Here is a 14,454-nt window from a genome sequence, read left to right on the forward strand (position 1 = left end):
TTTACGGCTCTCTGGAGTCAGGCCTCGCTGAAGGCCTGACCGGTCAGCGGCTGCACCACCGGGCGGCCTTGGCGGTCGTGGAGGATGTCCACCGCCACGCCGTAGGTGGCTTCCAGCAGGTCGGCGGTGACGATGGCGGCGGGGCGGCCGGCGGCCAGCAGGCCACCGTTGACCAGCACCAGCAGCGAATCGGCGTACTGGCAGGCCAGATTGAGGTCGTGCAGCACCACCACGGTCACCCGATCATGCAGACGGGTTTCGTGCCGCACGCGATCGAGCAGGTTGATCTGGTGCCGCAGATCGAGGGCGCTGACCGGCTCGTCCAGCAGCATCACCTCGGGTTCGCGCATCAGCACCTGGGCAAAGAACACCAGTTGCCGCTGCCCGCCACTCAGGGCGCCCAGCTGGCGCGAGGCCAGATGGCCGATGCCCACCTCGTCGAGCTTGCCCAGCGCCCGCTCCAGCAGGGCGTCGTCCAGGTGCAGGGTCAGCCGTTCCAGGCTACCCATGGCCACCGTCTCCAGCACCGACAGCGCCGCCTCGGCATGGGAATCCTGGGGCATGTAGGCCACGCCCTGGCGCCAGCCGTCCCGCTGCCCGCGCAGCGAAGCCCCCGCCACCAACCGCCTGGCGCCGCGCTCGATCTGGCCGGCCGCCAGCGGCAGGTCACCGGCCAGGGCGCGCAGCAGGGTGGTCTTGCCGGTGCCATTGGGGCCGAGGATCACATGCACCTGCCCTGCGTGCAGTTCGGTGCAGAGTCCGGAGATCACGGTGTGATCGCCGCGCTTCAGCGCGAAGTCCTGGAGGCGGATCATAGGCTGGACCTGCGGGGGGCGAAGATGAGCCAGAGCAGAAAGGGCACCCCGACGATGGCGGTGACGATGCCCACCGGAAACAGCGCCCCGGGCAGGATCGACTTGGACAGCACCGAGGCGAAGGACAGCATCAGGGCGCCGCAGATGGCCGACAGCGGCAGCAGGAAGCGCTGATCCTCGCCCACCTGCCAACGGGCGATATGGGGCGCGACCAGGCCGACGAAGCCGATCACCCCGACGAAGCTGGTGGCCGTGGCGGTCATCACCGCCACCAGGATCAGCACCTTGAGGCGCAGCCGGCGGATGTCCACACCAAGGCTCTCGGCGCGGGCTTCGCCCAGGCGCAGGGCAGCCAGCTTCCAGGCATCGCGCAGGAGCAGGATGCAGCACAGCAGGGTTACCCCGGCGACGATGGCCAGGGTGGTCCAGGTGGCACGACCGAGGCTGCCGAACAGCCAGAAGAGGATCTGCTGGGACAACTCCGGCGAGGAGAGGAATTGCACCAGCGACAGCAGCGACTGGAAAAGGAAAAGCAACGCGATGCCGCCGAGGATGATGGTGTCGCTGCCGGTGCGCTTGAGCGAGGCCAGGGCGAAGAGAAACAGCGCCGCCAGCATGGCGAAGGCGAAGGCGCCCAGCGGCACACCTATCAGCGCGCCCAGGCCGAAGCTGCCCAGCGCCAGGCTGAGGGCGGCGCCACAACCGGCGGCGGCTGCCATGCCCAGGGTGTAGGGGCTGGCCATGGGATTGTTGAGCAGCGTCTGCATCTGCGCCCCGCCCGCGCCGAGGGCCGCGCCCACCGCCAGCGCCATCAGCGCCACCGGCAGGCGCAGGTCGCGGACGATGGCGTCGGTCATCGGCTGCCGCTCGCCGAGCCCGGTCAGCGACTTGAGCACCTCCAGCGGCGAGAGCAGCGACGGCCCGGTGGCGATGTCCAGCACCAGACCCGCCAGGGTCAGCAGCAGAAACACCCCGCAGGCCCGCCAGCGGCGGCGCTCGCGGGCGCGTTGCTCGGCGATGGCGTTGCCATGGCTGGCGTTCGCGGCCTCGGTCATGGCGTCAGGCCTATGGCAAAGGTGCCCTCAGGCTGGATCGGCATGTAGCGGCGATAGTACTCGCGGTAGTTAGCCATCGGATCCACGTCCTGGAACAGATCCGGATAGAGCTGCTTGGCGATGAACTGCAGCATGGCGAAATCTTCCAGGCTGCGCGAGGCGCCTTGGTAGACGGCATAGAGACGCCCGTCGCGGATCGCCGGCAGATTGGCCCAGCCCGGTCGCTGCATGAAGGCGCGCAGGTGGCTGCGGGCGTCGTCGGCGGTGACCCCGGGGCCCATGGGCAAGGCGGTGGGATTGCTGTTGTCCTCGCGCCCGGAAATGAAGATGACCTCCGGCTGGGCCAGGAGCACCTGCTCCGGATTCATCACCCCCCACCACTGGATGAAGGGCGCGGCGATGTTGTCGCCACCGGCCAGGGTGACCATGGCGCCCCACATGTTGCGACCATAGGTGAAGGAGTATTCGGCCGGGCCTTTGTTGCCGAACTCGGCATAGACCCGCGGTTTCGGGCGATGGGCCGCCGCGATGCGGGTCTGGATGTCCTGCACCACCTTGGCGTAGAAGTCGGCCAGCTCGGTGGCGCGCGCCTCCTGGCCGGTGATCACGCCGAGCAGGCGGGTAGAGGCCAGGTGACGCTCCAGGGTCTGGGCGTTGTAGTCGATCGCCACCACCGGGATGCCGAGCTGTTCCAGGCGCTTGACCTCGCTGTCCAGCGCCTGGAATTGCCAGGCGGCCAGGACCACCAGGTCCGGCTTGAGGGCGAGGACCTTTTCCACGGAGAAGCTGTTGTTTTCCGTCTCCCCCACATCGGGAAGGGTGGCCAGGGAGGGCCGGTGGGCGACGTTGAGCGCCCAGTTGGCCGGCACCTTGCGCTCCCATGCGCCGCGGGAGACACCGACCACGGCGTCGAAGGCCTGCTCGCCGCCGACCGCCAGGTAGTCGCCATAGTGGAAGCCCAGCACCACCCGTTTGGCGGGTGCCTCGATGGTCACCGTGCGCCCGAGGACGTCGGTCACCTGGCGCGTCTCGGCAAAGGCCGGCGCAATCAGAAAGCAAGCGATAAGCGTTACCAGCCGGACAGCCCACTGCCCGCTACGAGCGAAACCTTTCATGGAACCCCTTGGACGTCTGCACCTGCTCTAGACGGGTGACTGCGGAGCATGCAAAGGGTGCAACTTTACGCGGTGGCAGCGCCTGCGCCTAGCGCCCGCCACACTCCCAGAGCCTGCTTATAATCTCGCGAGCTAGAGCTAAACAAGGCGAAGGCCCTAGGAAACGGAGTTAGCCACGTTAAATGAGCATTCCGACCGGGCTGGCGACCCAGGGCCTTTTCAACGCAGTTTGGCCGACGCGCAGTAGATTAGGAGCGGGCTCTCAGGTCGCGTCGGCGTGACTGACCACGCCCTTGATCAGCACCGCCAGGGCCGCGAGACCCGCCGGCAGGAGCAGCGCGGTGAGTACCTGGGTGAAGGTCCAGCCCAGGCCCAGCAAGGTCGCGCCCATCCAGGCACCGGTGATGGCGCCGAAGCGGCCGATGCCAAGCATCCAGGAGACTCCAGTGGCGCGGCCGTGGGTCGGGTAGTAACGCGCCGCCAGCGAGGGCATGGCCGACTGGGCGCCGTTGATGCACATGCCGGCCACCAGCACCAGGGTGGCGACCAGGGCGACCTGGTCCAGGCTCTGGCCGACGCAATAGGCGAAGACGCCGGCCAGGACATAGAACAGGCCGATCACCTTGTGCGGATTGAATCTGTCCATGGCCCAGCCGACGAACACCGCGCTGAGCACCCCGCCGAACTGGAACAGCGCACCGATCAGGGCGGCCTGCTCCAGGCTGGCGCCGGCGTCGCGCATCAGCGTCGGCAGCCAGCTGGTGAGCAGGTAGACGATCACCAGGCCCATAAAATAGGTCAGCCACAGCAGCAGGGTGCCGGCGCTGTAGCTGCGGTTGAAGACCACCGCGAAGACGTTGCCGGTCTTGACCGACTTCTGCTCGGGCACCACGAAGTGCCGCGCCTCGGCGGCTTCGCGGCCGATGGGCGCCAGCACCCGGCGGATGCGCTCGGCGCTCTTGCCGTGCACCACCAGATAGCGCGCCGATTCCGGCAGCCAGAGCAGCAGCACCACGGCCAGCGCCAGGGGCAGCACGCCGCCCAGCACCAGCAGGCTGTGCCAGCCGTAGGCCGGGATCATCCAGGCCGAGACGAAGCCGCCGCCAGCCATGCCCAGGTTGAAGCCGCAGAACATGCTGGTCACCAGCAGCGACTTGAGGCGCTCGGGGGTGTATTCCGAGAGCAGCGTGGTGGCGTTGGGCATGGCGGCGCCCAGGCCCAGGCCGGTGAGGAATCTCAGGATCACCAGCTGTTCGAGGTTGCTGCTGAAGGCCGACAGCAGGCTGAAGCCACCGAAGATGAAGGTGGCGACCACCAGCACGCCCTTGCGACCGAAGCGATCGGCCAGGGGACCGGAGCCGAGGGCGCCAAAGACCATGCCGCCCAGGGCGGCGCTCATCACCGGACCCAGGCTGGCCCGCGGGATGCCCCACTCCACCGACAGCGCCGGGGCGATGAAGCCCATGGCCGCGGTGTCGAGGCCGTCGAGAAAGACGATGAGAAAGCACAGGGCGACAATGCGCCACTGGTAGGCGGACAGCGCCTGGCGATTGATGAAGTGCTGGACATCCAGAGTGCCGGCTGTCGCCGTGGCCGGCTGCTCGGCCAGGGGCACGGCGCCCGAGAGGGTGTGCGTCATGGTGGTCTGCTCGTGTTGTTGTTATCGGCGTAGTGCGCCACTGCGCCGACGTTAAGCCCAACCCCAGACAGCTGACAATTCGATTATCGGCGATGTGGCCGATAATCGACCGGATTCGCTAGTGAAACAGCCGAGTACTCAATTCCTGGCTGGCGGCCAGCAGCACCGGCAGAAAGCGCGTCTCCAGCTCCTGGCGACTGACCCGACTGGCGTGGGTGCCGACGTTGAGCGACGCCAGCACCTGGCCGGCGGCATCTCTCAGGGGCACCGCCAGGGATCTCAACCCCACCTCCAGCTCCTGGTCCACGATGACGTAGCCCTGCTGGCGCACCTGGCCCAGGCACTCGATGAGCGCCAGCGGCTGATAGAGGGTGCGGCTGGTCTTGGCCTGGAGATCAGCGTGTTCCAGGTAGTCGTGCAGGGCGGCATCGTCCAGGGCGGCGAGCAGGATGCGGCCCATGGAGGTGCAATAGGCCGGCAGCCGGCTGCCGACGCTGAGGTCCACCGAGATCAGCCGCTGCGGCGTCGCCGAGCGGGCAATGTAGAGGATCTCGTCGCCTTCCAGGGTGGCCATGGAGCAGGCTTCATGCAGTTGTTCGCTCAGGCGATCGAGCACCGGTTGGGCGGTGACCGCTAGCGGCGTCGACGACAGATAGGCATGGCCCAGGGTCAGCACCTTGGGCAGCAGCGAATAGGTGCGACCGTCGGTGGTGACATAGCCCAGCTTCATCAGGGTGTGCAGGCAGCGGCGCACCGCGGCGCGGGGGATCTCGGTGCGATGGCTGATCTGGGCGATGGTCAGCTGGCGCTTGCGCTCCTGGAAGGCGTGGATGACCGCCAGGCCGCGTGCCAGGGAGGTCATGAAATTCGGGTCGCCGGTGAAGGCTTCGATGCGCTTGGCCGGCGAGGCGATGATGGGCGGCGCGGCCAGTGGCGGCAGGCCGGTGGCGTGAGCGGTGCGGTTATCGTCCATCGACCCTATCCTCGGCAGGCTTTTGATCGATTATCGAGCGAGGGGGCGATTATCGCAATCGCATTTCTGCCGACACCCGCAGACGCGCAGGGGCATCCAGGTGCATGCTGAGGCTTCCCGCCCAGCCGCCTGGATGCCTGTCGATGAAGACCCTGGAAGATCATCTCAGCCAGTACGCGAGCTACCACCGCGATCCGCGCAACATCGCCAGCCACTTCCCCGGCATCCTGCTGATCGTGCTGGCGGTGGCCATCCTGCTGTCGCGACCGGTCTTTACCTTGGCCGGCTGGCCGCTGTCACCCGCGGTGCTGGTGGCCGGTGCGGTGGCGCTCTTCTATCTGCGCCTGGATCGGCCGCTCGGGCTGCTGATGAGCGTCCTGCTCGCGCTCGCCCTCTGGCTGGGTGTCGCGCTGGCGGCCCAGACCACGAGTGTCTGGCTGGCCTGGGGGCTGGGTCTGTTCCTGGTCGGCTGGGCCATCCAGTTCGTGGGTCATCACTACGAGGGGCGCAAGCCGGCCTTTCTCGACGACCTGGCCGGCCTGGCCATCGGCCCGCTGTTCATCGTCACCGAAGCCGTCTTCTGGCTGGGGGGTCGCCAGCGGCTCAGGCAGGCGATCGAAGAACGGGCCGGCCCGGTGCGGCGCAGTCAGCCCAGTCGATAGCGGATCGACGGCCGACCGTCGGGACCGTCCAGCGTCACCTGAGCCCTCACCCCCCAGACCTGCTGGATCAGCTCGGCCGTCAGCACCGCGGCCGGGGCGCCTTCGGCGACCAGGCGGCCGTCGCGCAGCACCGCCAGGCGATCGCAGAACAGCGCGGCCAGATTGAGATCGTGGATGGCCAGCACGCAGGTGGCCGGCAGGCGGCGGACCAGGTCGAGGATCTCCAGCTGGTGCTGGATATCGAGATGGTTGGTGGGTTCGTCCAGCAGGAGTTCGCTGGGCTCCTGGGCCAGGGCGCGGGCGATCTGGGCGCGCTGGCGCTCGCCGCCGGAGAGGCTGTGCCAGCGCCGTGCCGCCTTGTCGACCAGACCGACCTGGGCCAGGGCGCGCTGGCAGACCTCGGCATCACGCACGCTCCAGGCATCGAGCAGGCCGCGATGAGGCGTGCGCCCCAGGCGCACAACTTCGGCCACCGAGAGATCGGCCTCGGTACCGGCCTGCTGCTCCACCAGGGCGACCCGGCGCGCCAGATCGCGCCGGCGCAGCTCGGCCAGCGGCGTCGCGTCGAGACTGACCCGGCCCTCCTCCGGCCGCCGCAGCCCGGCCAGCAGCCGCAGCAGACTGGACTTGCCCGAGCCATTGGGGCCGAGCAGCCCGAGCACCCCGCCGGGTGGCACCTCCAGGGTCACCCCATGGAGGATCGGCTGGCCACCGGCGCTCCAGGCCACGTCGCGCGCGGCGAGACTCATCGGACCTCCCGTGCGCGATAGAGGATGAAGGCAAAGGCCGGGGCGCCGACCAGGGCGGTGACCACGCCGATGGGCAGGGTCTGCTTGGCCACCAGGGTGCGGGCGACGATATCGGCCAGCACCATGAACAGCGCGCCGACCAGGGCGCAGGTGGGCAGCAGCCGACCATGCCCCGGACCGACCAGGAAGCGTGCCACGTGGGGGATCACCAGGCCGACGAAGCCCACCGCGCCTACCAGGCTGACCAGGCAGGCGGTGATCAGGCCGGTGACCGCCAGCAGCAGCAGGCGCAGCGGTCCCACCGCCACCCCGAGGCTGGCGGCGGCGTCTTCGCCAAAGGCGAAGGCGTCCAGCGCCCGGGCGCAGGCCAGGCACACCAGCAGGCCGGCGAGCACCACCCCGGCGGCCAGCCAGACATCCGGCCAGCGCACGCCGGCCAGGCTGCCGAGCAGCCAGAACATCACGCTGCGCGCCTGCTCGGCATTGGCTGCGGTGGCGACGATGTAGGCGGTCAGGGCATTGAACAGCTGGGAGGCGGCCACCCCGGCGAGGATGATGCGGGTGCTGCCGCCGCTGCCGAGAAAGGGCAGCACCACGGCGAAGGCCAGCACCGCGCCGAGAAAGGCGCCCAGGGACACGCCGAGCACTCCGCCACCGACGCCCAGCAGCATCACCAGCACCGCGCCGGTGGAGGCGCCGGCCGACAGCCCCAGCACATAGGGTTCGGCCAGGGCGTTGCGCAGCAATGCCTGGAGGATGGCACCGGAGACCGCCAGGCCCGCACCGCAGCAGGCGGCCACCAGGGCGCGACTGAGGCGGTATTCCCAGACGATGCCCTGGACGATGCGCTCCACCGGATAGGGCCCCAGGCCGAGGCCATTGGCGATGGCCTGCAGACTGGTAAGGGGCGCGATGGGCATCTCGCCGAAGGACGCCGCCAGCACCACGCTCGCCGCCAGCGCCAGCACCGCGGCCAGGCCCAGCAGCCAGCGCCAGGGCCGGGCCCCCTCCGCCGCCAGGGGCAGACTCATGGTTGCGGCTTGGCCAGGTCGGCGGCCAGGGTCTCGACGCTGTCCACCACCCGCAGCGAGGGATTGAGGGTCGGGGCGTCCACCACCAGCAGATGGTTCTCGCGCACCGCGCGCAATTCGCGGGTCAGGGGATCGCTGCGCAGGAAGGCCAGCTTCTTGTCGACGTCATCGGCCGGGTAGAGACGGCGGTCCATGCGCGCCACCACGATATAGTCGGGATCCAGACTGGCGATGCGCTCCCAGCTCACCGCCGGCCATTCCTCGGCGCTGTCGACCACGTTGCGCAGGCCCAGGGCCCGGGCGATCCAGGCCGGCGCGCCGAGATTGCCGGCGACCCAGGGATCCCCTTCCAGCCGCGGACTGGAGAACCAGAACAGCACCGAGCGGCCCTGCACCCCGGCGGCTTTGGCCTGCTCGCCCGCGGCGGCGATACGGCGGTCCAGGTCGGCGACCAGGCGCTCGCCGGCCGGCTGCACATCGAGGATGGCCGCCAGCTCCCGGGCTTCACGGGTCACCAGCTGCATGTCGAAGGGCGCGCTGCGGCTGCCATCGCTGTTGGAATCGGCGGTCACCGCCTTGCCCTCGCAATCGCTGGGCGCCACATAGGCGGCGATGCCCAGCTTGGCGAAGCGCGGGAAGTCCGCCACCTCGCCACCAGGGCCGACGTGATAGGTGTACTGGGCCGCCACTAGGTCCGGCCGGGTGCCGACCACGGCCTCGAAGCTGGGGGCGTTGTCGGCCAGCCGCGGAATGCCCTTGCCCGCCGCCTGCAGGTCCGTGGGCAAGCCGCCGAACCAGACGCCGGTGCCCACCAGCCGCGCGCCCACGCCCAGGCGCAAGAGCAACTCGGTGCTGGCCTGACCGAGGCTGACCAGCCGCTGGGGCGCGCGCTCGAAGACCAGCTGGCGACCGCAGTTGTGCACGGTCAGTGGATAGGCCGTGGCCGCCTGGGCGGTGAGAGAGGCAGCGGACAACAGGCCGGCGGCGAGCAGCGGCAGAAGACGGCGAAACATGGACTCTCCTTGGGATGACGCGTCCCTTGTGGATGTTGAATAGCCCCTGGCAAGGTCTGGCTCGCTTCTCGGGAAGCTCACAGTGGCGCGACCGCGCCGGAGTTGCACCGGCTTCCCGCCAGGGAACAGGAAGGTCGCCGAGGGTGAGCCAGCGGCGACCAGGATTCAAGCACTAAATGTTACTTTATAACAATTCCGGATCGTACCAGCGCGGCGTATAGACCCACTCGCCGCCATCGGCCCGCGGAAAACGCCGGGTATGGCTGGAGCCGAGGATCACCAGGGTGCGTGAATCCACCATGTCGCTGCGCAGCGCGCCGAGGCTGGTGTATTCGAGACCGCCACCGGGACGGCCGACGTCGCGGCCGAGGATCACCGGGGTGTTCGCCGGACGGCAGCTGCGCAGGACGTCCAGCGCCCGCTCCAGCTGATGCGGCCGGGCCTTGGAGATGGGGTTGTAGAAGGCCATGGCCAGGTCGGCCGCGGCGGCCTGGCGCAGGCGCTGCTCGATCAGCGCCCAGGGCTTGAGGTTGTCGGACAGGGAGATCAGGCAGAAGTCGTGCCCCAGGGGCGCGCCGGCCAGGGCGGCGCTGGCCATGGCCGCGGTGATGCCCGGCAGGATCTCCAGCTCCACCGCCGCCCAGCGCGGATCGTCGGCGCCTTCCAGCACCTCCAGCACCGCGGCGGCCATGGCGAAGACGCCCGGATCGCCGGACGACACCATGACCACCCGGCGACCGCTGGCGGCCAGTTCGAAGGCGTGGCGGGCGCGCTGCAATTCTTCGCGATTGTCGCTGGCATGGGCCAGCTGATCCGGGCGCAAGGGACCGGCCATCTGCACGTAGGTGGCGTAGCCGAGCACGTCCTGAGCCTGGTCCAGGGCGCGGCGCACCACCGGTGCCATGAGCTCCGCCGCACCGGGGCCGAGGCCCACCACGCTGAGGCGACCGCGGCGCTGGCCGAGGTCCTCGGCGTCCAGCGGCCGGTCATGCAGGTGCAGGGCGAGACCCTGGGCCTGGGCCCGCGCCACCGACGCCTGGGCGAAGTCCGGGGTGCGGGCGTCGACGAATCTCAGGGGTACGGCCAGCGCCTGGCTCAGCTCGGCGAGGCCTGGCGCGGCCATGTCTTCCGCCCGCGCCAGCAGCAGCGCCACGGCGCCTGGCGCATAGTCGGCGCTGGCGAGCAGCGCGGTGACGGCGGCGGCGGTGGCATCGGCGCGTACCGCCACCAGCACGGCGCGGGGATGGATCAGCAGGGTGTGGTCGTCAGCGCTGGTCAGTGGCGAGACCAGGATGCGCTGCCGCGCCGCGGGATCGCGGGCCAGGGGCACCTCATCCAGCCAGGGCGCCTCGCCCTCGATGCGTACCGGGGCGCCGGCCAGCAGATCGGCCACCCGGTGCTTGGCCACGTCGACGTCGGCCAGGGCATAGCCGGCCGGCGGATCGAGCAGGCAGGTGCCGAATCTCAGTTCGCCACTGGTGGTGATGGCCGGGGCCACGTTCAGCAGCATACCAAGCTGACGAGCCAGGCGATTGGCGCCGGCCAGGCCGCCCAGCAGCGGCACCACGGCGCTGCCGTCCTCAGCCACGGCCAGCACCGGCGGCTCGGCGGTCTTGTCGTCCAGCAAGGACGCCAGGCTGCGGATGACGATGCCGGCGGCGCAGAGCACCAGCAGCGGGCGCTGTTGCCGATAGAGCTCGCGCAGATGATCGCCAAAGTTCGTATAGCTGACGTCGCCCTCGACCCGCCCGGCCAGGCCGTGCACCAAGCTGCCCGGCAGGCCGGCCTGCAAACGCCGGGCGGTGGCCAGGGCACCGGAGCCAAGGATGACGATGGCCGGGCTCAACCCTTCCATTTCACCCCCGGCACCACCACCAGCGAGAAATACGGCGAGGCCATGGGGTCGACGGCGTCCAGCGCGACGATGCGCTGATTGTCCATGGTGGCGCGCTCGATGTAGCGGGCGCGCTCGTCCAGACCCAGCTCACGCAGCACCTGGCGCACCTTCTCGAAGTTGCGCCCGAGCTTCATCACCACGGCGGCGTCGGCGCTGGCCAGGCGCGCCTTGAGCTCTTCCGCGGAGAGCACCCCGGAGAGCACCGTGAGGGTCTGGTTGCGATAGACCAGCGGCAGGCCGAGCATGGCCACGCCGCCGAGCATGGAGCAGACCCCCGGCACCACCTGGGCCTCGTAACGCTCGGCCAGGCGGTCGTGCAGGTACATGTAGGAGCCGTAGAAGAAGGGATCGCCCTCGCAGATCACCGCCACGTCGCGGCCGGCGTCCAGATGATCGGCCACCTGGGCGGCGGCGGTGTCGTAGAAGTCGGCGATCACCGTCTCGTAGGACAGCGGCGGCGCCAGCTTCTCGGTGGTCACCGGATAGACCAGCGGCAGGCGCTGCTGGCCGTCCAGCAGATAGCCCTCGATGACGCCATAGGCATTGCCGCCCTGGCCCGCGTTGGCCTTGGCCTTGGCGACGAAATAGGCCACCACCGGCGCGCCCTGCAGCAGGCGCAGGGCCTTGAGGGTGATGAGTTCCGGATCGCCGGGGCCGACGCCCAGGCCGAGCAGGCGGCCCGCCATCACTCCACCTCCGTGGCCAGGGCGTTGACCGCGGCGGCGGCCATGGCACTGCCGCCCCGCCGACCGCGGACGATGACATAGGGCACGCCGCGGCTGTCGGCGGCCAGGGCGTCCTTGGACTCCATGGCCCCGACGAAGCCCACCGGCATGCCGAGAATCAGTGCCGGCCTGGGCGCCCCGGCGTCGAGCATTTCCAGCAGATAGAACAACGCGGTGGGGGCATTGCCGATCACCACCACGCTGCTGGCCAGATGCGGCCGCCAGCGCTCCAGGGCCACCGCCGAGCGGGTGTTGCCCTGGGCCACGGCCAGTTCGCGGATGCCCTCGTCGTGCAGGGTGCAGATCACCTGATTATTGGCCGGCAAGCGGGTACGGGTGACGCCCTCGGCGACCATGCGCGCATCGCAGAGGATGGGCGCGCCGGCCGCCAGGGCCGCGCGCCCGGCCGCCCCGGCGCCCGGGGAAAAGGCCAGGTCCTGGACCACGTCGACCATGCCGCAGGCATGGATCACCCGCACGGCGAGCTTTTCCAGGTCGGCGGGGATGGCCGAGAGATCGGCCTCGGCGCGGATGGTGGCGAAGGATTGGCGATAGATCGCCTGGCCGTCGCGTTCGTATTCAAGCATCACGGGGACTCCGGGCCAGCCAGGCGGCGGCCTCGTCGAGGGACAAATGGGTGGCGCGCCGCCGGCCCGGACCGGGCTGGGTGGCGTCGCGCACGAAGAGGTCATAGCGACCGGGGGCTACGGCCAGCAGGGTGTGGGGCGCCTGGCCGGCCAGGGCGCAACTGCGCGGGCAACCGGAGAGGTGCACCTCGACGTCCGCCGGCAGCCCCTCGGCCAGGCGCAGGGCATCGCCCTTGGTGTCGGCCTGGCCCTTGGCGCAGCCCTGGCTGCCGGTACAGGCGACCAGCCGGGCCAGGGGCGCGGCGGGATCGGTGGTCAGCTCCAGGGCGGCCAGAGCGGCGAGCAGCTTGGCGGCCTGGTCGACCGGTACATCGGGCAGCAGCAGGCCCTGCCAGGGGGTGAGGTGCAGGTCGCCATTGCCGTGGTGTTCGGCCAGGTCGGCGACTGCCTCCAAAGTCGTGGCCGGCAGGCGGCCCAAAGCCGGTTGGGCGCCGACCCAAAACAGGCCGGATTGCAGCTGAGGATGGCTACCGAGGCGTCCTGCGATTTCCGCTGGCGCACGTGGGTGGCTCTGAGTCGGCAGCAGACCAAGACCGGCCAGCAGCTCCTCGACCGGCCGTTGCGCAAGCAGCTGTCTCATGCGGCTCTGTTCAGGGTCAGCCAGGTCAAGGAAGCGATGCAGCAGGGTCGCCACCGTGGCCACCTCGCGTCCCGCGGGGATCAGGCCCAGGGGCGCATCCGCTGGGGTGCCAGCCAGGCCAAGGACATAGCCCTCGGCGCGCGCCGACAGCCAGACATCATGGGGATGGTCGAGCCGGGCCAGGGCTTCGCCGCCGTCCAGTTGCAGGGCAAACTTGGCCGACAGCCCATGCAGGCGGCGGTCGCCTTCCAGCAGGGCGAGCAATTCGGCGGCCAGGGGACGAACGTCGCGCAGCTGCTGCGGATCCCTGCCGGCAGACGGGCTGAGCAGCAGATTGCGCACGTCATCGGCGGCGGGATCGGCCGGCCCCAGACCGGCGGCCTGCAGCTCGGCCACCAGGGCAGCGGCGCCGTCCTGGCGTACACCACGCAATTGCAGATTGGCTCTGTTGGTCAGCTCCAGAACCCCGCTCGCCCAGCGCGCGCTGGCGGCGGCGATGGCCCGCGCCTGGGCTGCCGTCAGCCGGCCCCCCGGCAACTTCACCCGGCACAGGCCGCCATCGCGCGCGGGCACGATGCGCAGCAGCCCCGGACAGGCCGAAGGCCGCGGGACGAGGGCGGAAGGAGACGGAGGATTCACGGCGGAAGGTCGGGCTGAACGGGGAAAGACGTTATTATGCCCGCTTTGGTGCGACACGTATGCTCGTGTTGTGCTTGGTCGACCAGCTTAGCCTTGGCGCCGAAACCCTTGTTCTACAGGGGTTTGAAGCCTAAATAAAGCACGAGAGCCGGCTCTGCCGCGCCTGATTCGACCCACTTGTGGGGACAATGCGATCCCTGCTTGCCAGGGTAAGTACGTCTCAAATTTGGCCATTTTTGGCTATAAATTGATCAATCAGACGTAACAGAGAGCAGTTTCCGCCAAGGAAATTGTATCTAAATGTAACAAGACTCCCTGCGGGTGATTTGACCCCGCAAGGGGTCAATCCATCTTTGGGATGCCTTGGTCTCATTTGGCCCATGCCAACGTCGTGAGACGTTAGGGTATCTCGTCCAAGCACGGAGCAACCGCTCCGCTGTGCATTGCTCAACTTCGCTGACATAGGAAGTACCGAGCCTGGCATGTACCTGCCAGTTCACTACATCGGCATGCGTCGGGGGCCAACCCTGGGGTGTGAAGCCCGATCGACAATGTCCTATCCCGTAAGGGACACGCTTGACTGGCAACAGCTTCGTGAAGCTTCCGAACTGCACGGAAGCTTAGGGCTAGTGACCCAACCCGTATGGTTAACGCATGTGAACCGTTGCTAGACCCCTCGTAAGCATAACTGGGCCTACGGCAGTTAATAGGCCCTGGCCAAAATCGGCAAAGCAGTCTGGCGCTCGTTGTCAAAGCTAACGACGCGGTACCACTACGACTGTCGGGGGAGAGACGGAACCTAACCGGGGAATCGATGCACAGCGGGGAACGTGGCAATCCCGACCACCCGCCTAACCAGCAACATCGGAAGGCAGGCAATCCGCAAGGAAAGCTGTTGGGTGTGGGGAATGGGA

The 14,454-nt window shown here is 69.0% G+C and carries 13 protein-coding genes and 1 riboswitch; of the genes, 1 reads left to right on the forward strand and 12 read right to left on the reverse strand.

The annotated features are described in order from the left end of the window. Window positions 1–17: 17 nt before the first annotated feature. From EC839_RS18425 to EC839_RS18445, 5 genes are all read right to left on the reverse strand, one after another. Window positions 18–815 (reverse strand): ABC transporter ATP-binding protein, encoded by a 798-nt coding sequence (locus EC839_RS18425; protein WP_132832950.1) that lies wholly within the window; start codon window positions 813–815, stop codon window positions 18–20. Continuing rightward, on the reverse strand, window positions 812–1,870 hold the full coding sequence (locus tag EC839_RS18430; protein ID WP_007161105.1) for an iron ABC transporter permease: 1,059 nt from the start codon (window positions 1,868–1,870) through the stop codon (window positions 812–814). The genes EC839_RS18425 and EC839_RS18430 overlap by 4 nt, the downstream gene beginning before the upstream one ends. Beyond that, the gene (locus tag EC839_RS18435; RefSeq protein ID WP_007161106.1) at window positions 1,867–2,889 is read right to left on the reverse strand and encodes an ABC transporter substrate-binding protein; all 1,023 of its coding nucleotides are present in this window, start codon (window positions 2,887–2,889) and stop codon (window positions 1,867–1,869) included. The genes EC839_RS18430 and EC839_RS18435 overlap by 4 nt, the downstream gene beginning before the upstream one ends. A 358-nt stretch (window positions 2,890–3,247) precedes the next feature. Beyond that, window positions 3,248–4,624: an MFS transporter gene (locus EC839_RS18440; protein WP_007161107.1), complete on the reverse strand. Its 1,377-nt coding sequence runs from the start codon at window positions 4,622–4,624 to the stop codon at window positions 3,248–3,250. Window positions 4,625–4,742: 118 nt separating this feature from the next. Beyond that, the gene (locus tag EC839_RS18445; protein WP_007161108.1) at window positions 4,743–5,597 is read right to left on the reverse strand and encodes an IclR family transcriptional regulator C-terminal domain-containing protein; all 855 of its coding nucleotides are present in this window, start codon (window positions 5,595–5,597) and stop codon (window positions 4,743–4,745) included. A 143-nt stretch (window positions 5,598–5,740) separates the two neighbouring features. On the opposite strand from EC839_RS18445, the gene EC839_RS18450 reads away from it, so the two are divergent. Continuing rightward, on the forward strand, window positions 5,741–6,259 hold the full coding sequence (locus EC839_RS18450; RefSeq protein ID WP_007161109.1) for a DUF962 domain-containing protein: 519 nt from the start codon (window positions 5,741–5,743) through the stop codon (window positions 6,257–6,259). On the opposite strand, the gene EC839_RS18455 is transcribed toward EC839_RS18450, so the two are convergent. The 7 genes from EC839_RS18455 to cobG form a co-directional block, all read right to left on the reverse strand. Then, a complete protein-coding gene (locus tag EC839_RS18455) occupies window positions 6,244–7,008 on the reverse strand; it encodes an ABC transporter ATP-binding protein (RefSeq protein WP_007161110.1) in 765 nt (254 codons plus the stop codon). The two genes, EC839_RS18450 and EC839_RS18455, sit on opposite strands and share 16 nt — an antisense overlap. Continuing rightward, window positions 7,005–8,039 carry an iron ABC transporter permease gene (locus EC839_RS18460; protein ID WP_007161111.1) on the reverse strand — a complete coding sequence of 345 codons (1,035 nt, stop codon included), beginning with the start codon at window positions 8,037–8,039 and terminating at the stop codon, window positions 7,005–7,007. The genes EC839_RS18455 and EC839_RS18460 overlap by 4 nt, the downstream gene beginning before the upstream one ends. After that, a complete protein-coding gene (locus EC839_RS18465) occupies window positions 8,036–9,052 on the reverse strand; it encodes an ABC transporter substrate-binding protein (RefSeq protein ID WP_007161112.1) in 1,017 nt (338 codons plus the stop codon). Before EC839_RS18465 ends, EC839_RS18460 begins: the two co-directional genes overlap by 4 nt. A gap of 30 nt (window positions 9,053–9,082) precedes the next feature. Continuing rightward, window positions 9,083–9,230: riboswitch (cobalamin riboswitch) on the reverse strand. Between the two features lie 6 nt (window positions 9,231–9,236). Then, the gene (gene cobJ, locus EC839_RS18470) at window positions 9,237–10,907 is read right to left on the reverse strand and encodes a precorrin-3B C(17)-methyltransferase (RefSeq protein ID WP_039975927.1); all 1,671 of its coding nucleotides are present in this window, start codon (window positions 10,905–10,907) and stop codon (window positions 9,237–9,239) included. After that, window positions 10,895–11,635, reverse strand: coding sequence for a precorrin-2 C(20)-methyltransferase (locus EC839_RS18475; protein ID WP_007161114.1), 741 nt, complete (start codon window positions 11,633–11,635; stop codon window positions 10,895–10,897). The genes cobJ and EC839_RS18475 overlap by 13 nt, the downstream gene beginning before the upstream one ends. Beyond that, window positions 11,635–12,261 carry a precorrin-8X methylmutase gene (locus EC839_RS18480; RefSeq protein ID WP_007161115.1) on the reverse strand — a complete coding sequence of 209 codons (627 nt, stop codon included), beginning with the start codon at window positions 12,259–12,261 and terminating at the stop codon, window positions 11,635–11,637. Before EC839_RS18480 ends, EC839_RS18475 begins: the two co-directional genes overlap by 1 nt. Further along, window positions 12,254–13,540, reverse strand: a complete 1,287-nt coding sequence (gene cobG / locus EC839_RS18485; RefSeq protein WP_080568390.1) for a precorrin-3B synthase — start codon at window positions 13,538–13,540, stop codon at window positions 12,254–12,256. Before cobG ends, EC839_RS18480 begins: the two co-directional genes overlap by 8 nt. Window positions 13,541–14,454: the final 914 nt, after the last annotated feature.

It is taken from the genome of Pseudomonas sp. JUb52 (genome assembly GCF_004341115.1).
In the GTDB taxonomy this organism is placed as follows: domain Bacteria; phylum Pseudomonadota; class Gammaproteobacteria; order Pseudomonadales; family Pseudomonadaceae; genus Chryseomonas; species Chryseomonas oryzihabitans.